This window comes from Jeongeupia chitinilytica (genome assembly GCF_014652315.1).
GTDB lineage: Bacteria > Pseudomonadota > Gammaproteobacteria > Burkholderiales > Chitinibacteraceae > Jeongeupia > Jeongeupia chitinilytica.
Genome location: NZ_BMYO01000002.1, coordinates 1 through 22880 on the forward strand (window position 1 = coordinate 1; position 22880 = coordinate 22880).

General features: G+C 61.2%; 22 protein-coding genes. 16 read left to right on the top strand and 6 right to left on the bottom strand.

The window, feature by feature from the left end:
• Window positions 1-291: 291 nt before the first annotated feature.
• The 9 genes from IE097_RS19465 (at window position 292) to IE097_RS03235 (ending at window position 8799) form a co-directional block, all read left to right on the top strand.
• Window positions 292-1656 (top strand): lytic polysaccharide monooxygenase, encoded by a 1365-nt coding sequence (locus IE097_RS19465; RefSeq protein WP_189458711.1) that lies wholly within the window; start codon window positions 292-294, stop codon window positions 1654-1656.
• 148 nt (window positions 1657-1804) lie between these two features.
• A complete protein-coding gene (locus IE097_RS03200; RefSeq protein ID WP_229797403.1) occupies window positions 1805-2359 on the top strand; it encodes a GbsR/MarR family transcriptional regulator in 555 nt (184 codons plus the stop codon).
• On the top strand, window positions 2356-2577 hold the full coding sequence (gene cydP / locus IE097_RS03205; protein WP_505735615.1) for a cytochrome oxidase putative small subunit CydP: 222 nt from the start codon (window positions 2356-2358) through the stop codon (window positions 2575-2577). Before IE097_RS03200 ends, cydP begins: the two co-directional genes overlap by 4 nt.
• Window positions 2561-4126: a cytochrome ubiquinol oxidase subunit I gene (locus tag IE097_RS03210; RefSeq protein ID WP_189458713.1), complete on the top strand. Its 1566-nt coding sequence runs from the start codon at window positions 2561-2563 to the stop codon at window positions 4124-4126. Before cydP ends, IE097_RS03210 begins: the two co-directional genes overlap by 17 nt.
• Window positions 4127-4133: 7 nt before the next feature.
• Window positions 4134-5273 (top strand): cytochrome d ubiquinol oxidase subunit II, encoded by a 1140-nt coding sequence (cydB, locus tag IE097_RS03215; RefSeq protein ID WP_229797404.1) that lies wholly within the window; start codon window positions 4134-4136, stop codon window positions 5271-5273.
• Between the two features lie 14 nt (window positions 5274-5287).
• A complete protein-coding gene (cydX, locus tag IE097_RS03220; RefSeq protein ID WP_189458714.1) occupies window positions 5288-5446 on the top strand; it encodes a cytochrome bd-I oxidase subunit CydX in 159 nt (52 codons plus the stop codon).
• A 160-nt stretch (window positions 5447-5606) separates the two neighbouring features.
• Window positions 5607-6692: a phospholipase A gene (locus IE097_RS03225; RefSeq protein ID WP_189458715.1), complete on the top strand. Its 1086-nt coding sequence runs from the start codon at window positions 5607-5609 to the stop codon at window positions 6690-6692.
• A gap of 70 nt (window positions 6693-6762) precedes the next feature.
• Window positions 6763-7923: an HPP family protein gene (locus tag IE097_RS03230; protein WP_189458716.1), complete on the top strand. Its 1161-nt coding sequence runs from the start codon at window positions 6763-6765 to the stop codon at window positions 7921-7923.
• A 261-nt stretch (window positions 7924-8184) separates the two neighbouring features.
• Window positions 8185-8799, top strand: a complete 615-nt coding sequence (locus IE097_RS03235; RefSeq protein ID WP_189458717.1) for an SEN1982 family lipoprotein — start codon at window positions 8185-8187, stop codon at window positions 8797-8799.
• 70 nt (window positions 8800-8869) lie between these two features.
• Here the strand turns inward: IE097_RS03235 and IE097_RS03240 are convergent, their stop codons facing one another.
• The 6 genes from IE097_RS03240 to IE097_RS03265 form a co-directional block, all read right to left on the bottom strand.
• Window positions 8870-10090 (bottom strand): EAL and HDOD domain-containing protein, encoded by a 1221-nt coding sequence (locus IE097_RS03240; RefSeq protein ID WP_189458718.1) that lies wholly within the window; start codon window positions 10088-10090, stop codon window positions 8870-8872.
• A gap of 68 nt (window positions 10091-10158) precedes the next feature.
• Window positions 10159-12009 carry a chemotaxis protein CheA gene (locus IE097_RS03245; protein ID WP_189458719.1) on the bottom strand — a complete coding sequence of 617 codons (1851 nt, stop codon included), beginning with the start codon at window positions 12007-12009 and terminating at the stop codon, window positions 10159-10161.
• A 29-nt stretch (window positions 12010-12038) separates the two neighbouring features.
• A complete protein-coding gene (gene cheZ, locus IE097_RS03250) occupies window positions 12039-12797 on the bottom strand; it encodes a protein phosphatase CheZ (protein WP_189458720.1) in 759 nt (252 codons plus the stop codon).
• A gap of 43 nt (window positions 12798-12840) precedes the next feature.
• On the bottom strand, window positions 12841-13230 hold the full coding sequence (gene cheY, locus IE097_RS03255; protein WP_189458721.1) for a chemotaxis response regulator CheY: 390 nt from the start codon (window positions 13228-13230) through the stop codon (window positions 12841-12843).
• 41 nt (window positions 13231-13271) lie between these two features.
• On the bottom strand, window positions 13272-14195 hold the full coding sequence (locus IE097_RS03260; protein WP_189459179.1) for a chemotaxis protein: 924 nt from the start codon (window positions 14193-14195) through the stop codon (window positions 13272-13274).
• 41 nt (window positions 14196-14236) lie between these two features.
• Window positions 14237-15187 carry a chemotaxis protein gene (locus IE097_RS03265; protein ID WP_189458722.1) on the bottom strand — a complete coding sequence of 317 codons (951 nt, stop codon included), beginning with the start codon at window positions 15185-15187 and terminating at the stop codon, window positions 14237-14239.
• A 210-nt stretch (window positions 15188-15397) separates the two neighbouring features.
• Here IE097_RS03265 and IE097_RS03270 point away from each other — a divergent pair, with 210 nt between their 5' ends.
• From IE097_RS03270 to fliF, 7 genes are all read left to right on the top strand, one after another.
• The gene (locus tag IE097_RS03270) at window positions 15398-16570 is read left to right on the top strand and encodes a sensor histidine kinase (RefSeq protein WP_189458723.1); all 1173 of its coding nucleotides are present in this window, start codon (window positions 15398-15400) and stop codon (window positions 16568-16570) included.
• A gap of 86 nt (window positions 16571-16656) precedes the next feature.
• A complete protein-coding gene (locus IE097_RS03275; protein ID WP_189458724.1) occupies window positions 16657-16962 on the top strand; it encodes an STAS domain-containing protein in 306 nt (101 codons plus the stop codon).
• A 7-nt stretch (window positions 16963-16969) separates the two neighbouring features.
• The gene (locus tag IE097_RS03280; RefSeq protein ID WP_189458725.1) at window positions 16970-18691 is read left to right on the top strand and encodes a fused response regulator/phosphatase; all 1722 of its coding nucleotides are present in this window, start codon (window positions 16970-16972) and stop codon (window positions 18689-18691) included.
• A gap of 30 nt (window positions 18692-18721) precedes the next feature.
• A complete protein-coding gene (locus IE097_RS03285; RefSeq protein ID WP_189458726.1) occupies window positions 18722-19348 on the top strand; it encodes a chemotaxis protein CheB in 627 nt (208 codons plus the stop codon).
• 18 nt (window positions 19349-19366) lie between these two features.
• Window positions 19367-20701, top strand: a complete 1335-nt coding sequence (locus IE097_RS03290; RefSeq protein WP_189458727.1) for a sigma-54-dependent transcriptional regulator — start codon at window positions 19367-19369, stop codon at window positions 20699-20701.
• A gap of 51 nt (window positions 20702-20752) precedes the next feature.
• The gene (gene fliE / locus IE097_RS03295) at window positions 20753-21073 is read left to right on the top strand and encodes a flagellar hook-basal body complex protein FliE (protein WP_189458728.1); all 321 of its coding nucleotides are present in this window, start codon (window positions 20753-20755) and stop codon (window positions 21071-21073) included.
• Between the two features lie 86 nt (window positions 21074-21159).
• The gene (gene fliF, locus IE097_RS03300; RefSeq protein WP_189458729.1) at window positions 21160-22869 is read left to right on the top strand and encodes a flagellar basal-body MS-ring/collar protein FliF; all 1710 of its coding nucleotides are present in this window, start codon (window positions 21160-21162) and stop codon (window positions 22867-22869) included.
• The last annotated feature ends 11 nt before the right edge of the window (window positions 22870-22880 follow it).

Consider the following 22880-nt stretch of genomic DNA (forward strand, 5'->3'; position numbering starts at 1 on the left):
TTCCCGTGTGAAAGTAGGTCATCGCCAGACTCCCCATGCAAACCCCCTGCAGCCATGCTGCAGGGGGTTTTTGCTTTGGTGCGAATCGACGGCTGCAAAAACATACCAGTCGCCGTTTGCCGGTGCCGTACGGCTTTGAACTCTTCTCCTGCTCAGTGCTAGATTGTCTCGCTTTCAAAGTCTAAGTTCATGATTTTGAAAGCTAATCAAGATGGCACACAAACCGGGTCGATCAGCCTTATTGATCGCCCGATTTGCCCTGTTGCCAGAACAAGTCTGGAGGAGACGAGGATGAAGCTGTACTGGAGTGCGTTGTTTTTGCCGTTTTTTTCGCTGGTACCCAATCTGGCGCTTGCACATGGCTCGATGGAAGTGCCAGTCAGCCGTGTACTGAACTGCTTCAAGGAAGGTCCCGAAGCCCCGCAATCGGCTGCCTGCCAGGCCGCCGTTGCCATTTCGGGCCCGCAGATGCTGTATGACTGGAATGGCGTGAACCAGTTGCCGAACGGCAACCATCAGGCATTTGTTCCGGATGGCCAGTTGTGCGGTGGCGGCAAGTCGAACTATGCCGGCTTGAATCTTGCCCGTACCGACTGGGTGAGTTCGCCGATCGCGCCGGATGCCAATGGCAATTTCGAGTTCATCTACAACGCCCCGGCGACGCATGCCACGAAAAACTGGGTGTTCTACGTGACCAAGGATGGCTGGGATCAGACACAGCCGCTGAAGTGGAGCGATCTGGAGAAGTTCTGCGAACTGGGCAATACCGCGCCGGATGCGACCAAGCGCTATCACCTGACCTGCCCGCTGCCGAAGAACAAGACCGGCGCGCACATCATCTACAACACCTGGCAGCGTTCGGACAGCGCCGAAGCGTTCTATTCGTGCTCCGACGTCCGCTTCTCGGCCGTCGTGTCGACCTACAAGGAACTGGGGCAGATCCGCGCCTCGCAGGATCTGGCTTCGGACACCAAGGTGACGCTGCGTCTGTTCGACGCCAACGGCGGCGACCTCGAGTCGATCAGCGCCGTGATGAGCTGGGACAGCGTGACCGGTGCGGAAATGTTCCGTGCCGCCAACTGGCCGTACTACCTGGCCAAGGCGATCAACAGCGCATCGCGTTACATCGTTGCCGGCGTACTCAACAGCAGTGGTGCCGTGGTGCCGGAACAGAACGCGACGAGCAACCGCGTCTATTCGCGTGACGGCAAGTCGTATACCTACGCAATCGACGTTGCCGGTACTACCGTACCGACGCCGACGCCGACGCCGACGCCGGTTCCGACTCCGGTTCCGACTCCGGTTCCGACTCCGGTTCCGACTCCGGTTCCGACTCCGGTTCCGACGCCGGTTCCGACGCCGGTTCCGACGCCGGTTCCGACGCCGGTTCCGACGCCGGTTCCGACGCCGGTTCCGACGCCGGTTCCGACGCCGGTTCCGACGCCGGTTCCGACGCCGGTTCCGACCCCGGTTCCGACGCCGGCGCCTTCGTCGAATTGCGCGGCAGCCTGGGTTGCCGGTACGACGTATGCCAATCCGGGCAGTACCGTCAGCTACCTCGGTCACAACTACAAGAACAAGTGGTGGACGGTTGGCGACGATCCGAGCAAGTCCGGGCAGTGGGGCGTGTGGCAAGACCTCGGCGTCTGCAAATAAGCCTGCACAGCAATGATGTACGAAGCCCTCCCATGCGGAGGGCTTTTTTTTCGGGGCTTGCCAGCGCTTTTTGCTGAAATCCGGATTTGTCCGAGATCAAGTTTGTTTTATAATTTCAGGAAATACTGAAAATACAGGAACTGCTGGAATGATGTCTCCGCTCACCGAGCGTTTCGTGCTGCACTTCGGCGAAATGGGCAGCCGCTGGGGTGTGAATCGCACCGTCGGGCAGATCTATGCCTTGTTGTTCCTTTCTGCCGAGCCACTCAATGCCGACGAGATTGGCGAGGCGCTGGGCTTCTCGCGCTCCAACGTCAGTATGGGGCTGAAAGAGCTGCAGGCCTGGCGTCTGGTGCGCTTGCTGCATCAACCGGGCGACCGGCGCGAATATTTCGAGACGCCGAAAGACGTCTGGGAAATATTCCGCACCCTGACCGAAGAGAAGCGCCGACGCGAGGTCGAGCCGACCCTGTCGTTGTTGCGCGATGCCTTGCTCGAGCCGGCACAGGACGACACCGAGCGCCATGCGCAGGCGCGGATGCGGGAAATGCACGACCTGATCGAAATGACCACCGGCTGGTTCGACGAAGTCCATCGCCTGTCACCGGAAACCCTGCAAAAGCTCATGCAGCTGGGGGCGCGGGTGACCAAACTGCTGGAGATGGCTGAACGACTCCGTATCGGCGGCAAGGAGGTCAAGTGAGGCGCCGAACCGGTCTGCCGTTGTGGGCGGAAATTACTATCATGCTGCTGATCAAGTGCCTGCTGCTCTATGGCGCATGGCGGCTGTGGTTCTCCGCGCCACTGGCCAAGAAAATGACCGTTCCCGAAACGGCCATCAACCAGCAGCTGCTGGGGCAGCCCGCAGCTGCCGATCACCGCTCAACCGTCCCTGGAGATAACAATGCTACCCGCCGCTGATGTGGTGGAGTTGTCGCGGCTGCAGTTCGGCCTGACCGCGATGTTCCACTTTCTGTTCGTACCGCTCACGCTTGGCCTGTCGTGGATCCTGGTGATCTGCGAGTCCATGTACGTGATGACCGGGCAGCAGGTCTACAAGGACATGACCCGTTTCTGGGGCAAGCTGTTCGGCATCAATTTCGCCATGGGCGTGACCACCGGGATCACGCTGGAATTCCAGTTCGGCACCAACTGGGCGTACTACTCGCACTATGTCGGCGACATTTTCGGCGTGCCGCTGGCGATCGAAGGGTTGATGGCGTTTTTCCTCGAGTCGACCTTTGTCGGGCTGTTCTTCTTCGGCTGGGACCGGCTGTCCAAGGGACAGCACTTGTTCGTGACCTTTCTGGTCGCGCTCGGCTCGAACCTGTCGGCACTGTGGATCCTGATCGCCAATGGCTGGATGCAGAATCCGGTCGGTGCGGTGTTCAATCCGGAAACGATGCGGATGGAGCTCGCCAGCCTCGGCGAGGTGTTCTTCAACCCGGTCGCACAGGTCAAGTTTGTCCACACCGTGGCGGCAGGCTATGTTGCGGCGTCGATGTTCGTGCTCGGCGTGTCGGCCTGGTATCTGCTGAAGGCGCGCGATACGGGCTTTGCCTTGCGCTCTTTCGCGATCGCCGCCGGGTTCGGTCTGGCTTCGACGCTGTCGGTTGCGGTGCTGGGCGACGAGTCCGGTTATACCGCCGGTGAAGTACAGAAAGTGAAGATGGCCGCGATCGAAGCCGAATGGGAAACCCAGCCGGCGCCGGCGGCGTTCAACCTGTTCGCGATTCCGGACCAGGAAAACGAGCGCAACCACTACGAGGTGAAGATTCCGTATGTGCTGGGTCTGATTGCGACCCGTTCGCTCGACAAGGAGGTCACCGGCATCAAGGACCTTAAGGTCGAGCACGAGGTGCGCATCCGCAGTGGCATGCAGGCCTACGACGCGCTGAGCAAGATGAAGGCCGGCGACAAGAGCGAAGCCGTCAAGGCGCAGTTCGCCAAACACGAGAAGGACCTTGGCTTCGGGCTGCTGCTGAAGAAGTACACCCCGAACGTGATCGATGCGACCGAAGCACAGATCAAGGCCGCGGCCAACGACACGATTCCGCAAGTGGCGCCGCTGTACTGGTCGTTCCGGGTGATGGTCGGCCTCGGCATGTGGTTCCTGTTCATTTTCGCGGCCTCGTTCTACTTCCTGGCACGCCGCAATCTCGCACCGCAGCGCTGGCTGCTGAAGCTGGCGGTCTGGTCGATTCCGCTGCCGTGGATCGCGATCGAGTGCGGCTGGTTTGTCGCCGAATACGGTCGTCAGCCGTGGACGATCTCGGGCATCCTGCCGACGCGCCTTTCGGCGTCGGCGCTCGATGCCGGGCAGCTGCACTTCAGCCTGATCGGCTTGCTGGGCATCTATTCGCTGCTGTTCGCGGTCGAAATGTACCTGATGCTCAAGTACATCCGCCTTGGCCCGTCGAGCCTGCACACCGGCCGCTATTTCCGCGAAGCCCAAGCCCAACAGGCATGAGGGACTGATGATGATTGATTACGAAACACTCAAACTGGTCTGGTGGGCGCTGATCGCCGTGCTGCTGATCGGCTTTGCCCTGACCGGCGGCTTCGACCTCGGCGCCGCTGCGCTCCTGCCCTTTGTCGGCAAGACCGACGAGGAGCGCCGCGTGGCGATCAACGCGATCGGTCCGACCTGGGAAGGCAACCAGACCTGGCTGATCACTGCCGGCGGTGCGATCTTCGCCGCATGGCCGCTGGTGTATGCGGCGGCATTTTCGGTGTTCTACATCGCCTTCATGCTGCTGCTGTTCGCGCTGTTCCTGCGGCCGGTCGGTTTCGACTATCGCAGCAAGGTGACCGATCCGCGCTGGCGGACCACCTGGGACTGGGGCCTGTTCGTGGGCGGGCTGGTGCCGGCCATCCTGTGTGGTGTGGCGATCGGCAATCTGTTCGTCGGCCTGTCGTTCCGGTTCGACGATACGATGCGTGTCAGCTACGGCGCCGGCTTCTTCTCCCTGCTCAACCCGTTCTCGCTGTTCTGCGGGGTGGTGTCGCTGGCGATGCTGTTGCTGCACGGCGCGACCTTCTTGCATCTGCGCACCGATGCCGATGTCCAGCGTCGTGCCCGAACGGCCGTCATTGCGTTCGGTCTGGTTACCGCGCTGCTGTTTGCCCTGGGCGGCATCTGGGTCAGGCAGCTGGCTGGACTGCACATTGCCGAGATCGGTGATGTCAACGGTGTGGTGACGCCCTTGTCGAAATCGGTCCAGGTCGGCGAGGGGGGCTGGTTGGCCAACTTCAGCCTTTGGCCGCTGGCCTGGCTGGCGCCGGTCGCCGGTCTTGCCGGGGCGTTACTGGCCGCGCTGTCGGGCTATCTGCGCTGGCAGTGGCCGGCTTTCCTCGCCAGCGGGCTGGCGATCACCGGCATCATCCTGACTGCCGGGCTGGCGCTGTTCCCGTTCGTACTGCCGTCGTCGCTCGACATCAATTCCAGCCTGACGGTCTGGGACTCGGTATCGAGCCGGAAAACGCTGGCCATCATGCTCGGCGTGGTCATCGTGTTCCTGCCGATCATTTCCATCTACACCACCTGGGTTTACCGGGTCATGCGCGGTACGGTCACGGTTGACCGGATCCGCAAAGAAACGCATACGAGCTACTGAGAGGAGCCCGAACGATGTGGTATTTCGCCTGGATACTCGGCCTTGCCGCCGCGCTGGCTTTCGGCATCATCAACGTCATGTGGCTCGAGAGCCATTTCGCTTTCCGCGAGCGCTACGAGGACAAGGTCAACGACCGGTTCAAGGACGCACGCGGCAAACGGCGCAAGCGCTGAACGAAAAGCGGACCCCGGTCCGCTTTTTTTATTCCCGACGCATGCATTACCCTCGCGTTGCATTGCGGTCGTGGCAGATACTGAATGCAGAAGGCATCGCCCGGCCTTGTTCCGCCGCCGGGAACGACGTCCAAACGCGCGCCGTACCGGGATCCGCCGCATGATCATCCGCTACCTGTCACCATTGCTGATCGCCGTTCCTGCCGCAGCCATCGCGGCAGAGACGGTCTTCCTGCCCCAACAACCGGCCGGGAACGACGTTGACGTGCTGTTCGTCAATCGCGGCGAGCAAGCGGAACGCTTCACGCCGCCGGCGCGACTCATCTGCCCGGGCGGCAAGGAGTGCAGTACCGACAGCACGACGCCGCTGGAGGTGCCGGCCGCGTCGGCAAGGCTGGTCCGCTACCGCATCGAAGCGCCGGTGCAGCCGGTAGCGGCCTTGCCGCCAACGCAGCCCGAGCCGGATACCACGCCGGCCGCATCGGCACCGCAAGCCATCGCCGACCGGGAAATCCGCAACACGACCCTGGCCGACTACAAGCCGCAGCGCTTCTCCGCCTACGAACCGATGTACTTCATCGTCGATTCCGCGCTCGACGATGCGCGCTTCCAGTTCAGCTTCAAGTACCAGTTTTTCGATCCCGAGAACGAGTATGTCCATCGCAATCCCTGGCTGGCAGGACTGCGCTTCGCCTATACGCAAACGTCGCTCTGGGATATCGGTGACGATTCGAGCCCGTTCTTCGATACCAGCTATCAGCCCGAGTTTTACTACGAACAGGCCAATGTGCTGACGTTGCCTGGCGTCAGCCGCACCGACGTGGCGGTCGGCTACCGGCACGAGTCGAACGGTCAGGGCGGCGACGCCTCGCGCAGTCTCAACCAGCTGTTCATCCGGCCCAGCTTCGTGTTCGGCGATCCGCAGGGAACGAATCTGGTGTTCCAGCCGATGCTGTACAGCTACCTCGGCAGCCTGTCCGACAATCCGGACATTGCCGATTATCGCGGTTATGTCGACTGGCGCTTGCGAGCCGGCAGCAGCGACGGGCTGATGTTCGCGACACTGGCGCGTCTGGGCAAAGGCGGGAAGGGCGGTGTGCAGTTTGACCTGAGCTATCCGCTGCGCACGATTTCCGGACTGGATCTGTATGCCTACCTGCAGTACTGGAGCGGCTACGGCGAGAGTCTGCGCACCTACGACGAAAGTACCCAGAGCCTGCGATTCGGGATCAGCTTCACCCGCTAAGCCACCGGTGCTAGAGTCGGTCTCCCGCACCATTTTGGTGAACCATTCGCTTCACCGTAGAACGCCACGCATGAAAACCTTGCTTGATCCGGCCCGCTGGCCACGCCGTCTGTCCCGTTTTGTTCCGCCCCCACCGACTGTCGGTCATCTCGAGCGCTGGCGGGCGGTCGGTTTTGCATTGCTGGCGATATTGATCTGCGGTCTGGCGACCCACTTGCTGCTGGGGCCGGCGTTGTTGCCGTGGCTGGTGGCGTCGATGGGCGCCGCATCGGTCATCATTTTCGCCATGCCCAGCAGCCCGGTCGGCCAGCCTTGGGCCCTGATCGGCGGTCAGGTGCTATCGGCACTGATTGGGGTTGCCAGCCTGCGCTGGCTCGGTCCGTGGCTGCCGCTCGAGTTTGTCGCCGCGCTTGCCGTTGCGCTGTCGATCGCGGCAATGCTGTACGCGCGCTGTCTGCATCCGCCCGGGGGCGCAACGGCGCTGACGGCAGTGCTCGGCGGGGATGCCGTCACGCACCTCGGTTTCGGTTTCGTCTGGATGCCGGTACTGGTGAACGCGCTGATCCTGCTGGCCGTGGCGCTGATTGCCAACAACAGCGTGCGTGGCCGACGCTATCCGCTGGCGAGGGTTCAGGACAATCCGCACGGTACCCGCGATCCGCTGCCGACGGCACGCGTCGGGCTGCGCGAAGATGACCTGACCGCAGCCATGCGCGAACTCGGCGAAATGGTCGACGTCAGTGCCGAGGAGCTCGGCAACATCGTTGCGCGCGCGGAACGGCACGCCAATGCGCGGCAGTGGCACGACATCGACTGCGGCCAGCTGATGTCGCGCGATCTCGTCACGGTGCCGACCGGAGCGCCGGCAAGCGAAGGCTGGGCCTTGTTGCGGCGCCACCGGATCGGTGCCTTGCCGGTGATCGAACCGGGCACCGGGCGGGTTGCCGGCATTCTGGCGCTGGTCGATTTTCTCAAGCATGTCGAGGCGGATACCGCCATGGCGTTGCCGCAACATCGCGATCCGGCACTGACCGTCGACGCGCTGATGAGCCGGAACACTGTCACGGTCAGGCAAACCACGGCGGTGAGCGAACTGGTGCCGCTGATGGCCGATCGTGGCCTGCATCGACTGCCTGTCGTGGATGCCGATGGCCGTTTGGTCGGCATGGTGACGCAGTCGGACCTGATTGCCGCCCTGTCGCATCAGGGTGCAATGACCGCCGCCTCCTGAGCGTACTGTCGTTGACTGGCTAGCACCCAAAGGACGGCGCTGGGTACAGATCGACGAAACCACTCCGCATTGCTTGAACCAATCGCTCGTTGCCGGATCTACCTGCCTTGCCTGCATTCATCGCGCGTGCTTGTGCAGTGCAAGCAATAGTTGCGCCAGCGCAATTCGCAGCCCGGGCATTTTTCGGTATTATTCTTCTTACATTTTGTAACAAGCCGTTTTGGTCGCGAAGTGTGACGGCGGCACCGACAAGGAGATCCCATGCGTTATCTGAAGCAGACCGGCGTGATGTTGTTGATGGCGGCAGGGCTGAGCGCGTGCGGCAAGGGCGGTGACGCCGACGAGGCGACGGTCAAGGTCGACCAGGCCGAAATCATCAGTGCACTGAACAACGAGTTGCATACGGCCGAGCGCAGCTGCATTCCGATGCCGGTACGTTTCGCCGAGCCGGTCGCCAAGGATTTTGCCAAGGAAACCGAACCCAACGGTGCGCAGCTGGCAACGCTGGTCAAGATCGGCCTGATCAAGGCCGTGCCGGCCGAGGGTGGCAAGGTCGAGTTCGAACCGACCGATGCCGGCCGCGAAGCCTACACGGGGCTGGCCGATCCGGCAGGCCCCGGTTTCTGCAGCGGCACGCTTGAAGTCGACAAGATCGTCGATGACAAGACCACCGAAGAGCGCAGCGACTTCCGTCGTCACGAAGTCCGCTACACCTACAAGATTGAGTCGCCGGCATCGTGGCAGGGCGACGCCGAAGTTCTGGCCAACTACCCGGACTTTGCCAAGCTGGTCGAGGGTGTCGGCAAGGCCGAGTTCAAGGCCGTGGTCGAAAGCCGCGGTCAGGGCTGGCGTGTCGACTCGCTGGGCGACAAGTAAACGCCCGTCGCCAAAACAAAAAGCCCGTCGAAAGACGGGCTTTTTGTTTGAGGAGAGGAGGCTTGAAGCTTCAGAGATCCAGCTCTTCGACCCAGCTGAGCGCACTGATGTGCGCGCGGTTGAGCACGTCGGCGGTGATTTGCAGCTGCTCGGTCAGGCGCGGCACCTCGGACATGTCTGGGTCTTCGCATGCTTCGGCCAGCTCGAGGAAGGGACCGTAGATGCCGCTGCGGTTGATCAGCGCATCGCAGATGTTCTCCGGCAGGATCAGCGTTTCCAGCACGCGGTCCATCGGCATGTCGAGCAGGACGTCGAGCAGCGAGAACATGCCGACAATGAACAGGTTGTCCTTTTCCTGTCCGTCCAGATAGTGGGCACCCAGCAATTCGACCATCCGGCCACGGGTCACCGCGGTCTTCAGCAAGGCCGGCGGGGAGCCGCTTTCGGCCGCTGCGGTCACCAGCAGCAGCGTCAGCCAGCGGTAGAGCTTCTGGTAGCCGAGAATGGTCACTGCGTGTCGGAACGACTGGATTTCGCACGACAGACCGAAACCGGCAGAATTGATGTAGCGCAGCAGCTTGAACGACAGCGCAACGTCGCTCTTGAGCGCGTTCTCGATATCGCGGATTTCCGCGTTGTTGCGCAACATGTTCAGCAGGTTGAGGATGTTGGCGTAGCTCGGGTGGATGACCTTGGCCGACAAGGTTTCCGGGCGCGCGAAGTAGTACCCCTGGAAGCAGTCGAAACCGATCTCGAGGCATTGCTTGAATTCGGCCTTGGTTTCGACCTTTTCGGCGACCTGCAGTGCCGGAAACTTGCGCAGTTCCTGCGACAGTGCCGGTACCTGCGGCATCCCGAGCATCTGGATGTCGAGCTTGATGTAGTTGGCGTGCTCGAGGAAATGCATGCTTTCCTGCGTCAGCACGAAGTCGTCGAGCGCAATGCCAAAACCCTGCGCACGCAGGTTCTGCAGCCGCTGCAGCAAGGCCGGCGATGGCTGGGTCGATTCGACGACTTCCAGTACGACACGCTGCGGCTGCAGGAGCTCGAGAAAATTGCTCTCGAGCATCGACTCGGCCACGTTGATGAAGGCAAGTTTGCCTCCCACCAGCCAGTCGGTACCCATATTGGTCAGCGTATTGACCAGCACATTGGTGCTGGCCTGCATGTCGCTGGTGAATTCGGCGCTTTGCGCGTCCTTGTCCAAACGGAACAGCAGTTCGTAACCGATGATCTGCTGTTGCCGGTTGAGAATCGGTTGGCGGCCAATGAATGCGTGATCTTGCGTCATCGTTGTGTCCACGTGCGGGGCGGGTTGGCGGCCATTGTATCAGTCGTTGCTGATCTTTTAACGCCTCATCATGCTGTGGCGAGCCAGCGGGTAGCGCTTGGTGCCGCGGTCTCGGCTGCCGGCGTTGCCAGCAGGTCTTCCATGTCGAGCACCAGCACCACCGAACCGTCGCCGGAAAGTGTTGCGCCTGCGACACCGAGCGGGCGAATGTTCTGCAGCGGTTTGATCACCACGTCGTCGCGACCGATGAAGCTGTCGACGGCAAGGATGAACGAGTGCTCGGCACTCTGCATCAGGACACCGAAGCGCGGGACTTGGGTTTCCGGCCAGCCGAGCAGGCCGGCCAGCGATTTGACCGGGAGGATCTCGTCGCGGACGACGATGGTGGCGCGGCCGGATACTTCCTGGATCGAGCGGTTGTCGATCGGGATGATCTCGCGGACCATCGCCAGCGGGACGGCAAAGGCCTGATCGCAGACTCGGACCACCAGTACCGGCAGGATCGCCAGCGTCAGTGGCAGCGAAATCGAGAAGCGCGTGCCTTCGCCGACGACAGACTGGATATCGATGCGGCCATTGAGCTTCTGGATGTTGGTTTTGACCACGTCCATGCCGACGCCGCGACCGGAGACGCTGGAAATCTGGTCCTTGGTCGAAAAGCCGGGCAGGAAGATCAGCTGCAGGCTCTGCTTGTCGTCGAGGCTGTTGGCCGTTTCGGCATCGATCAGCCCCTTGTCGACGGCCTTCTTGCGGATCACGTCCGGGCGCATGCCATGGCCGTCGTCGGTGATCTCGATCAGGATGTGATCGCCGACCTGGGTGGCGCTGAGCTGGACGATGGCCTTGGCCGGCTTGCCTGCGGCCAGCCGGTCCTCGATGGTTTCGACGCCGTGATCGACCGCGTTGCGCACAAGGTGCACCAGCGGGTCGTTGAGGTCCTCGAGCATCGTCTTGTCGAGTTCGGTTTCTTCGCCGCTGATGACCAGCTCGACTTCCTTGCCGAGCTGGCGGGCCAGATCGCGCGCGAGGCGCGGGTACTTCTGGAACTGGCGGCCGATCGGCTGCATCCGCGTTTTCATCACCGCGTTCTGCAGGTCGCCGACCAGCAGGTCGAGCTGGCTGATCGCTTCGTCCAGTGCCTTCAGTGTCGAACCGTCGATCTTGCCGGACACGACGTCGCTTCGCAGCGTCGTCAGCCGGTTCTTGGTCAAACCGATTTCGCCCGACAGATTCAGCACCTGATCCAGGCGATGGGTGTCGATACGGATCGTGGTTTCCTGCGTGCCGGCGGCTGCGCTGAGGTTGGCGGATTTGGCCGGCAGGCGCGGTGCGGTTTCGTTGAGCATGACTTCGGGTTCGGCGATCGCCATGGCGACCTGGGGGACGGGAGCTGCCGCAGTCGGTTCGTTGCCGAGCAATGCGTCATACAGATGCTGCCAGTCGGGTTCGTTACCAACCGGCGCAGCAACAGGCGCGCTGGCTGCCGGCGTCGCGACCGGTGCGGCGGACTTGGCAGCACCGGGAATTTCGCCACGCAGCACGGCGTCCAGCGTTTCGAGCAGTTCGGGCTCGACCGGTTGCGGCATCCGGCCTTGCGCCAGCGCGCCGAACATCTCGCGCACTTCGCCGGTGGCGGCAAGGATGACGTCGAGGTATTCGGGCGACAGGGTCATTTCGCCATTGCGCAACTTGTCGAACAGGTTCTCGGTGCGGTGGCACAGACTGACCATCGCGTCGACGTTGAGGAAGCCTGCGCCACCCTTGATGGTGTGGAAGCCGCGGAAAATGTCGTTCAGCAGATGGCGATCATCCGGGCGCTTTTCCAGTTCGACCAGCTTGTTGTCGACCTCGGAAATCAGCTCGGTGGATTCGGTGATGAAGTCCTGCAGCAGGTCATCCATGCCGGCGAAATCATTCATTTGGGCTCTCCCGAAAAATGCGGTGACGATCAGAAGCCGAGGCTTTCGAGCAGGTCGTCGACTTGCTGTTGATTGGTGACGACGTCGGTTCGGCCATCACTGTTGATGACCGGACCGTTGAGCAGGCCGCTTTCTTCGTGCTTGGCCTGCTGTTGCGAGAACATCACCAGGAAGTCGAGCAACTGGGCTTCCATGTCCTTGGCCATGTCGAGCACCTTCTTGATGACCTGGCCGGTGAGGTCCTGGAAGTCTTGCGCCATCATGATTTCGAGCATCTGGCTGCTGACGCGCTCGGAGTCGGCATTCGTCTGCGCCAGGTGGGCACGGGTGCGCTGGACCAGCGACTTGAATTCGTCGACCGACAGCTTGTTGGCCAGCAACTGATCCCATTCACCGCCAAGCGTGCGGGCGTCCCCGGCAATGCGGTCCTGCAGCGGCTTGGCTGCATCCAGCGCATTCAGCGTCCGGTCGGCGGCCTGCTCGGTCATCGTCGCGATGTAGGACAGGCGATCACGGGCGTTCGGAATCTGCGACGCGGCTTTTTCCAGCGACTTGTCGAGGCCGAGTTCGCGCAGCGTGTCGTGCAGTTTGCGGGTCAACTGGCCGATGTGCGAGAACATTGCCTTGGCCGGCTCGGCCTGAAGCTCGTCGGTCGAAGCCGCCGTTGGCGCAGCCGCTTCGGCCACAACGGCCTGTGCTGGCGTGCTGTCCCAGGTCGACTGGGCAATGCTGTCGAACAGTGCCTCCAGATCGGCGTTGTCTGCGTTGTTGTTGGCAAGGTCGCTCACGTCGGACTCCTGAATGCGTGTACTCGGAAGGCGCCTGGGCGACTTACTTGTTCAGATTGGCAAAAATTTTCTTGAGCTTTTCGTCGAGGGTCGCCGCGGTGAACGGCTTGACGATATAGCCCGAGGCGCCCGCGGTGGCGGCTTCGATGATGTTTTCCTTCTTGGCCTCGGCCGTCACCATCAGCACCGGCAGGTGCTTGAGCTGCGGGTCGGTGCGTACTGCCTTGAGCAGCTCGATGCCGGTCATGTTCGGCATGTTCCAGTCGGTGACGATGAAATCGTACGGGGCGTTCTTGAGCTTCTGCAGCGCAATCTGGCCGTCTTCGGCTTCTTCAACATTGCCGAAGCCGAGTTCCTTCAACAGGTTGCGGACGATGCGACGCATGGTGGAAAAGTCATCCACCACGAGAAAGCGCAGGTTGTTATCGGACATATAGCGTGTACTCACTCAGGGGTGCAGGCCGGCTGCGGCGGTCAGGCCGTCAGCAACGGCGCCAGCGTGTCGGCCAGCACGATCGGGTCGAATTTAGCGACGTAGGCATCGACGCCTACGCTCGCGCCCATGGCGCGATTGGCATTGGATGATAGCGAGGAATGCATGACCACCGGAATGCCATCGAAGCGACGATCCGATTTGATGTGCTTGGTCAGCACGTAACCATCCATTTCCGGCATCTCGGCATCGACGAGGATCAGGCGCAGCTTCTGCGACAGCGGTTCGCCGTCGTGTCCGGCACGGCCGGCCAGTGCACTGAGCTTGTCCCACGCTTCCTTGCCGTTGTTGGCCTGGTGGTACTTGACGTTGATCTTGTCGAGCACGCCGACGATTTCGCGTCGGGCAACGACCGAGTCGTCGACGAAGAACAGGAACTGGTCGTGTTCGAGACCGACCTGCTGCAGCTCGGGAATCGGCGGTTCGCCGATGACGCTGGCGAGAATCTGTTCGACGTCGAGCACCGACACCAGCTTGCCATCGGGCAGTTCGGTGATTGCGGTGATCAACGCCTGATTGCCGGCGAGCATGTTTTCCGGTGCGCGGACCTTGTCCCAGTCGACACGGATGATGCGGTCGACCTCGTGCACGAGGAAGGCCTGGGTGTGCTTGGAAAACTCGGTGACGATCATCGTCGCATTGGCTTCGCCGGTCGGCCGCTCCTGGGTTGCAACGAACTTCGACAGCGAGATCACCGGGATGATGTTGCCGCGCAGGGAGATCACCCCTTCGACGCCGAACGGCATGTTCGGAGTCTTGGTGATCTTCGGTGTCTGCGAGACTTCGCGAACCTTGAACACGTTGATCCCGAAGGTCTCGCGCGTTCCGAGCGAGAACAGCAGGATTTCCATCTTGTTCGAGCCGGCAAGTTTGGTGCGGGCATCGACATCGTCAAGCAGATTCATGGGAGTGAGGCTCACGGCAGGCTCCGTTCGAAAGTCACGCCTCAGGCGTTCAGAAGGTGTTGGGCTACGAGTTCGGACAGTTTGTGCGGCTCGAACTTGGGCACGTAGCCGTCGACGCCGACCGACTGGCCGAGCTTCTGGTTGGAGTTGCCCGACAGCGACGAGTGCATCAGGATCGGAATGCCGGCGAAGCGAGGATCGCTCTTGATCATCCGCGTCAGCATGTAGCCGTCCATTTCGGGCATTTCCACGTCGGTCAGGATCAGCTGCAGCATCTCACGCACGTGAATGCCGCGGATTTCGGCCGATTTGGCGATGCGCTGAAGTTCGTCCCAGGCGCGTTTGCCGTTGATCGATTGCTGGTGGCGAACCCCCATCGCATCGAGCGTCATCTCGATCTGCTTGCGGGCCACGACCGAGTCGTCAGCAAAGAACACCATCATGTCGCCGAACTTCTGGTGGCGGACCACGGCACCGACATCGATCGCCTGATCGGTCTGCGTGGTCTCGGCCAGCACTTTTTCAACGTCGAGCATCATGACGAGCTTGCCGTTATCGAGTTCGGTCACTGCGGTGACCAGACCGCCCATCTGCACCGTGAGCATGTCGGGCGGAACGCGCATCAGTGACCAGTCCAGTCGCAGGATGGTGTCGACCGCTTCGACCAGAAAGCCCTGCGTCTGGCCGTTGTACTCGGAGACGATCATGATCTCCGGTTTGCTGCCGGTTTTGATCCCGGCATACTTGGCAAGATCGATGACCGGGACGAGCGCACCGCGCAGGCTGACCATGCCTTCGACCGACGGCGGCATGTCGGGCGCCTGGGTGATTTCGGGGGTGCGCATGACTTCGCGCACCTTGAAGACGTTGATGCCGAAGTTTTCGCGACGGCCGGTGCGGGCGTCGACGCCCAGCGTGAACAGCAGGATTTCCAGCTTGTTCGTGCCGGCAAGTTTGGTTCTTGCGTCGATTTTCTTCAGAAGGTCGGACACGGGCGGGGCTCCTGATTACCTGATATTTCTGCCGCTGGATGTAAGTATTTGTCCTGGTGTCGGACGAACGGCCATATAACCACTGCGGGTCTCGAACCAGTATATCGGCAGGATGTTCCAAAACCTTAGGGTTTGCTGATAAACGAGGCAGGGTGCGGCTTTCCAGCCCATTTATAATGTAAAAACGCATGCGCAACAAGGATTGGTGACGTGGCTGCACCCGGAAACAACATAGATCCGCACGAGCTCGAAGCAGCCTTCTCGCTGTTCACCGAAGCATCGCAACAATTGAGCAATGCTTACGCCGAACTACAGCAGCAGGTGCTGACCCTCACCGGCCAACTGGAAATCGCCAACGGTCAGTTGCGGCGCGAACTCGACGAAAAGGCTGCGTTGTCGCGCCGCCTTGCCATCCTGATGGAACGCCTGCCCGGCGGCGTGGTCGAGCTCGACGCGACGGGTAAGGTAACGATGCTGAATGCTGCCGCGCGCAGTTTGCTGGCGCCACTGGCGGAAGGCATGGACTGGTCGTCCTTCAGTACCGAGCATCTGCAGCCGGGCGAGGCCGATTGCTGGCTGTATTCTCATGTACGCGGCGTGTCGCGCCTGCGGCTTGTCGGCAGCAATGTGCCCGAGGAGGCATGCCGCATCCTGCTTGTACAGGACCTGACCGAAACATGGGCGCTGGAGCAGTCGCTGGCGCAGCACAAGCGCCTTGCGGCAATGGGCGAGATGGCTGCCGGACTGGCGCATCAGTTGCGGACACCGCTGGCGACGGCCTTGCTGTATGCCGGACATCTGGCGCGTCCCCAGCTTGGCGATGTAGATCGTTGCCGCTTTGCCGGCAAAACCGTTGATCGTTTGCGTCACCTTGAGGCGCTGACCCAGGACATGCTGCATTTTGTCCGCGGCAACACCCTCGATATGGAACCGATACCGCTTGATGACTGCCTGCTCGAGGCCGTTCACACCATTGAGCCGCAACTCGAGGCAAAGCAGCTGCGTCTTGTTTTCTCTCCCTCGGGGCAGGCGGTTAAAGTGCTGGCGGATCGAAAAGCGCTGGTTGGACTGGTGCTGAATTTGCTTGAGAATGCGATGCAGGCGAGCGGTTCTGAGTCTTGCATAGAGCTTTCTTCTTGCTGTGCTTCCGGTTTCGCTACAATAGCTGTAAAAGATCAGGGGTGCGGGGTTCCGCCCGAGTCCGTGGAGCGACTGTTCGAACCGTTCTTCACGACCCGCAAGGAGGGAACCGGACTCGGTCTGGCGATCGTGCACAGTCTGATTGAGCGTTTCGGTGGCTCCATTTCGGTGAGTTCGGTGTTGGGGGAAGGCACGGAATTTGTTGTTCGGTTGCCAGTTCTGAATGACGTCTCTAATGTTTGATGTCGGCACGACAGACATGCCTGATGGGCATGATCTTGATCTGATGTGCTGTATGTGGGTCTTCTAGAAAAGGTTGGATGGGGAAAATGTCGCCTACCGTGCAGATTGAAGGGGATGTGGGACGGGTTGTGCTTTCTGGGCAGTTTGATTTCAGCGCCCATCGCGAGTTTCGCCAGGTCTGCGAGACGCTGATTGCCGATCCCGTGGTCAAGGAAGTGCTCGTCGATTTTCAGAACGTCAATTATCTGGACAGCTCGGCTCTGGGCATGTTGTTGCTGCTGAAGGAAAAAATCGGTGCGGTCAACAAAAGTCTGGCGCTGGTGAACTGCCGCGATACGGTCAAGCAGGTGCTGGAGATCGCCTGTTTCGGCAAGATTTTCACGATCCGCTGAGTCATTCGTGCGCATTCTCGTCGTCGACGATACCGAGGCGGTATTGCTGCTGATTTCCCGCTTCGTCGAGGCCTTGGGGCATGTGGCCATTCCGGCCCGCGATGGCGGCGAGGCGATCCGTCTCTGGCGTGAATGCCAGCCGGATCTGGTGTTGATGGATATGATGATGCCGGTCGTTTCCGGGGCAGAGGCGGCGGCGACGATCAAGGCGGAGGCAGGTGAAACTTGGGTGCCCATCGTTTTCGTCACCGGGATCGGCGAGGAAAGCCGACTGGCCGAGGCCATCGAACTGGGGGCCGATGATTACATCAACAAGCCGGTCAACCTTCGTGTGCTGGAGGCCAAACTCAAGGCCTTTCAGCGCACGCTGGCACTCAATCGCAAGGTGCGTGAACAGTCGGCCAAACTGGCCGACTATTATGCGCGCGCAGAGGAAGAGAAGCGGGTCGTCCAGCATCTGATGGAGCAGATGGTCAACGCCGAGCGTCTTTCCGATGCTCAGCTCGAGTATTGGCTGTCGCCGGCCGAGAGCCTTTCGGGAGACATGATTGCCGCGGCGCGGACACCGGGCCAAGTCCTGCATCTGATGCTTGCCGACGGCATCGGTCACGGGCTCACTGCGGCACTGAATGTGCTGCCGCTGACACAACCCTTCTACAGCATGACCGAGAAGGGTTACACCGTACCGGATATCCTGATTGAAATGAGCAAGAAGGTGCGCCAGGTGCTGCCCGTCGGCCGCTTTGTCGCCGTGGTGCTGATTGCAATCGATGAAGCTAATGGCTGTATCGAGGTGTGGAACGGCGGAATGCCGACGGTGCTGATTGTCGGCGATAGTGGAGTCGTACGTCACCGCTGGGCATCCCGCCATCTGCCGTTGGGCATCACCGAAACGCATGATGTCGATACGTCGACCGAGCGTTTTTATTTCGATGCCCCTGGTACGGTCGTGGCGTTTTCGGACGGACTGATCGAGGCACGCAATCGTGACGGTCAGCCGTTTGGTTTGCTCAAGTTGCAGCGAATTTTGCAGCTACCCGCGTCGCGACGCCTGACCGGGATTCAGACTGGGCTGGACGAGCATTTGCAACAAACCGCGCATCATGACGATATTTCGTTGGTGATGGGGCATTTTGGCAGTCGCTTGCGGGGAGGGGGCAAAGCGCAAGCGCGCCAGTTGACCGCTGCCGAACTGGGTGAGCTGTTTGTGAGTGCGGAACCGTCGTGGCAGTACGGTCTGCAATTGGGCGCGGCCGAACTCAGGTATCTCAACACCGTGCCGTTCATGATGTCGTTCGTGAATGAGATCGAAGTACTGATGCCGCACCAGTCCGACGTTTTTCTGATCCTGACCGAGCTGTTTTCCAATGCGCTCGATCACGGTCTGTTGAAGCTCGACACGGATCTGAAACAGCGGCCGGGTGGGCGCGAGCTTTACCTGTCTGCGAGGAAGGATGGCCTGTCGCGGCTTGCGTCGGGGCGCATCGAAATCGAGCTGGCTGGGTTGCGCTGTCATAATCAGCACATGCTGAAGATCCATGTCCGTGACAGTGGTGCCGGTTTTGATTGGCGTGGCCATGCGGCTCCGCCCGGTGAGTCCGGCCAGGGGACTGGTCTCGCTTTGGTGCGTGCGCTCGCCAGTGTGCTGGTGTTCGGTGATACCGGCAACGACGTGGTCGCGTATTATCTGCTTGATGCGCCTCCGACTCCGCGTGGCGAATTGTCCTGACCGCTTGGCGGTTACCTCAGATTTCTTTCGATGCAGACAGTTTCTTCGCTAGGTATCACGCGGCCGGCCACGATCGACGGTCGGGTAATTGCCGTTGGTGCCTCGACCGGTGGTACCGAAGCGCTCAAGGCGCTTCTGGTGCCGCTGCCGGCTTCCCTGCCGCCGATCGTGATCGTTCAGCACATGCCGGCGATGTTTACCGAATCGTTCGCGCGGCGCCTCGACGGTTTGTGTGTGCTGAACGTCCGCGAAGCGCGGCATGGCGATGTGCTTGAACCCGGCTGCGCCTACCTGGCACCGGGGCACTCTCACCTGCAGCTTGCCCGTCTGGGAGGAAGACTCAGTTGCGCTTTGTCGCAGGACGAACCGGTCAACCGCCACCGACCATCGGTAGAGGTGCTGTTCCGTTCGGTGGCGGAGCTGGTGGGGGCGAGGGCGATCGGCGTCATGCTGACCGGCATGGGCAAGGACGGGGGAACAGGCATGCGCGCCATGCGCGATGCTGGCGCGTACAATTTTGCGCAGGATGAAGCCAGCGCAACCGTGTTCGGCATGCCCAAGGAGGCAATTGCACTCGGTGGTGTCGACGAAGTGTTGCCGTTGTCACGGATTCCGGAGCGTCTGCTGGCACGCGTCGCGCTGCTCCGTCCCAACTAGCCCAAGGAGAATCGAGTCGTGGCTTTACCGGTCCTGGTTGTCGAGGACGACGACGCGTTGCGCGAGGCCTTGTGTGACACGCTGATGCTTGGCGGGCACGCTGTCCTGAGCGCACGCGATGGCAGCGAAGCGTTGACGCTTCTGGCCAGCGGGCAGCGGGTCGGTCTGGTGTTGTCGGATGTGCAGATGCAGCCGATGGATGGCGAAGCGTTGCTGCGTGAAGTGAAGGCGCGCTACGCGTGGCTGCCTGTGATGCTGATGACCGCCTACGGGGTTGTTGATCGTGCCGTTGCAGCGCTGCATGCCGGCGCTTGCCATTATCTGCCCAAACCGTTCGAGCCGGACCTGTTGCTGCAGGAGGTGGCGAAGTACTTGCTCCCGGGGAGCGAGGATGGCGAAGTGATCGCCGAGGACCCGGCTGTCCGGCGGATTTTTGATGTCGCGGAACGGGTCGCCAGGGCGGATGCATCGGTATTGATTACCGGCGAGTCGGGTACCGGCAAGGAAGTGCTGGCACGTTTCCTCCACAGCCGAAGTGCGCGTGCCGCGAGGCCGTTCGTTGCCATCAATTGCGCAGCCATTCCCGAGCAGCTGCTCGAGTCGACGTTGTTCGGTCATGAAAAAGGCGCGTTTACCGGTGCTGCGGTGCAGCATGTCGGCAAGTTCGAACAAGCCAATGGCGGAACGCTGTTGCTGGACGAAATCACCGAAATGCCGCTGTCGCTGCAGGCCAAGTTGCTGCGTGTTTTGCAGGAGCGGGAGGTCGAACGGGTCGGGGGTGTCAGGCCGGTGCCGGTGGACATTCGGGTGCTTGCAACGTCGAATCGTGATCCGCAAGCCGAAGTTGCCGGTGGTCGTTTCCGCGAAGACCTGTATTACCGGCTCAACGTGTTTCCGCTGCATTTGCCGGCGCTGCGTGAGCGGCCCGACGATATTCTGCCGCTGGCCAAGAGCATGTTCGCCCGTCATGCTGCTGTGCAGCTTCGCCGTGTGCCGGCCCTCTCGATTGCCGCTTCTGCCGCTTTGCAGGCGCATTCGTGGGATGGCAACATCCGCGAGCTGGACAATGTCGTTCAGCGGGCCCTGATTCTGGCCCCGGGGGACGAAATTGCCGTCGAACACCTGTATTTGCCGGTGGGGAAGGCAAGTGTTGCCGCCGCTGCGTCCGCGCTACCGGAAACGGTCGCCAAACCTGCCGACATGCGCGAGCTGGAAAAACAGCATATTCTGGAGACGCTGGCGGCCGTCAATGGTGTGCGCAAGCTGGCGGCGGAACGTCTGGGTATGAGCGAGAGGACCCTGCGCTACAAACTGCAGCAGTATCGCGAGGCCGGCGATCCACGGGTCGATTGAACTGGCGCGTATCTTGCTTGATCAAGATCATTCGTAATCAGGACATTATTCATGAGCGTTCAGGGTATCGACCAGCTGCTCGGACAGTTGCAGGCCATGTCGGCCAAGGCGGCGGGGCAGAGTACGCCCGCAGCGGAGGCTACCGGCGGTGCCGATTTTGCCGGCTTGCTCAAGTCTTCGCTTGATCAGGTCAGCCAGATGCAGCAATCCGCGCAGGCCCAGCAAGCCGCGTTTCAGGCCGGTGCCCCGGAGGCTGACCTGCAGGACGTCATGGTGTCGCTACAGAAGGCCAGCCTGAGCTTCCAGACCATGGTGCAGGTCCGCAACAAGCTGGTGAGCGCCTATCAGGAAGTGATGAACATGCAGGTATGATGCACTTCGGTGCTGGCTTACTGTGCTAGGTTGAAAACAGTTAGAATGGCGTGTTGATGATTCCAACTATCCTAGTTTGATTTTCTATGGCTGAAGCGGGCGCGACCAGCGGCAATCTCGGATCGGGGCAGGGGGCCGCAGCGTGGCGTCAGCGATTCGCCGCCATCCCGAATGGCCGCAAGCTCGCCATGATGATCGGCGCGGCAGTGCTGATTGCTGCAGCGGTTGGCGTGTGGCTGCTCGGCAGCACGCCCAGCTACCGCATCCTCTATACCAATATCCCCGACAAAGACGGCGGCGCCATCGTGCAGTCGTTGCAGCAGATGAACGTGCCGTACAAGCTCGATGCTGGCGGAACCATCTCCGTGCCTGCCGACAAGATCTACGACACGCGTCTCAAGCTGGCCGCCCAGGGTCTGCCGCGTGCCGGCAATGCCGGCTTCGAGATCATGGACAACCAGAAGTTCGGGGTTTCGCAGTTTGCCGAACAGGTGAACTATCAGCGTGCCATCGAAGGTGAGCTGGCGCGTTCGATCGAAACGATCTCGGTCGTCGAGAAGGCCCGTGTCCATCTGGCGATGCCCAAGCAGACGGTGTTCCTGCGTGACCAGCAAAAGCCCAGCGCATCGGTATTGCTGACCCTGCAGCCGGGGCGTTCGCTCGACAACGGTCAGGTCGCTGGCGTGATCAACCTCGTGTCGGCCAGCATTCCGGATCTGCCGGCCAAGAACGTGACCGTCGTCGATCAGAACGGCGATCTGTTGTCGCGACCACAGGACCTGAACCAGCCCAACCTTGATGCTCGCCAGCTCGTCTACGTGCAGCAGATCGAGAAAAACTATGTCGAGCGCATTCAGGCCATTCTTGCGTCGATCGTCGGCAAGGAAAATGTCCGCGCCGAGGTGACGGCACAGGTCGATTTTGCCGAAGTCGAGCAGACCAGCGAAACCTTCAAGCCGAACAGTCCGCCTAACGAGGCTGCCATTCGCAGCCAGCAGACTGCCGAGCAACTGGGCCGTAACGTTACCGAGGCCGTTGGCGGGGTGCCTGGCGCACTGTCGAACCAGCCCCCCGGCGCCGCAGTCGCGCCGATCAGTGTGCCGCTGGCCTCCGATGTTGCCGCATCGAGTACCGGCAACACCAACAGCAGCAAGAACGCCACGACCAACTACGAGCTGGACAAAACGATCCAGCACGTCAAGCAGCCGGTCGGCAATGTGAAACGACTGTCGGCGGCGGTGGTGGTCAACTACAAGCCGGGGCGCGACAAGAGCGGCCAGGCAACCTACGTGCCGTATAGCCAGCAGGAAATGACGCAGCTGAACGATCTGGTGCGCGAGGCGATGGGTTTCAACAAGGACCGCGGCGACTCGATCAACCTCGTCAATGCGGCATTTGCCGACTCGCAGCCGCTGGCCGAAAAGCCGCTGCAGGAGAAGGCACTCGATTTTGCCCGTGCCAACATGACCGACCTGCTCAAGCTCGGCCTGATTGCGCTGGCGGTACTGTATCTGCTGTTGTTCGTCGTCCGGCCGCTGATGCGTGACCTTGCCCGTGCGCGTGAGCTGCCTGAGCCGGTCGATCTGGAGCTGGGCGAGCCACTGGCCGCCGACGAGGCGCATGCCGCGCAGCGACAGGAAAAAGCCGAAGAAGACAATGTGCGGCTGTCGGCGTTTGCCGACCGGTTGCAGCAGGGCAAGGAAATCGCCAAGAATGATCCGCGCATGGTCGCGACCATCCTGCGCGAATGGATGGCCCGCGAAGAAGAAGCGGCAAATCCGAACAAGGTGGGTTGAGTGAACGAAGA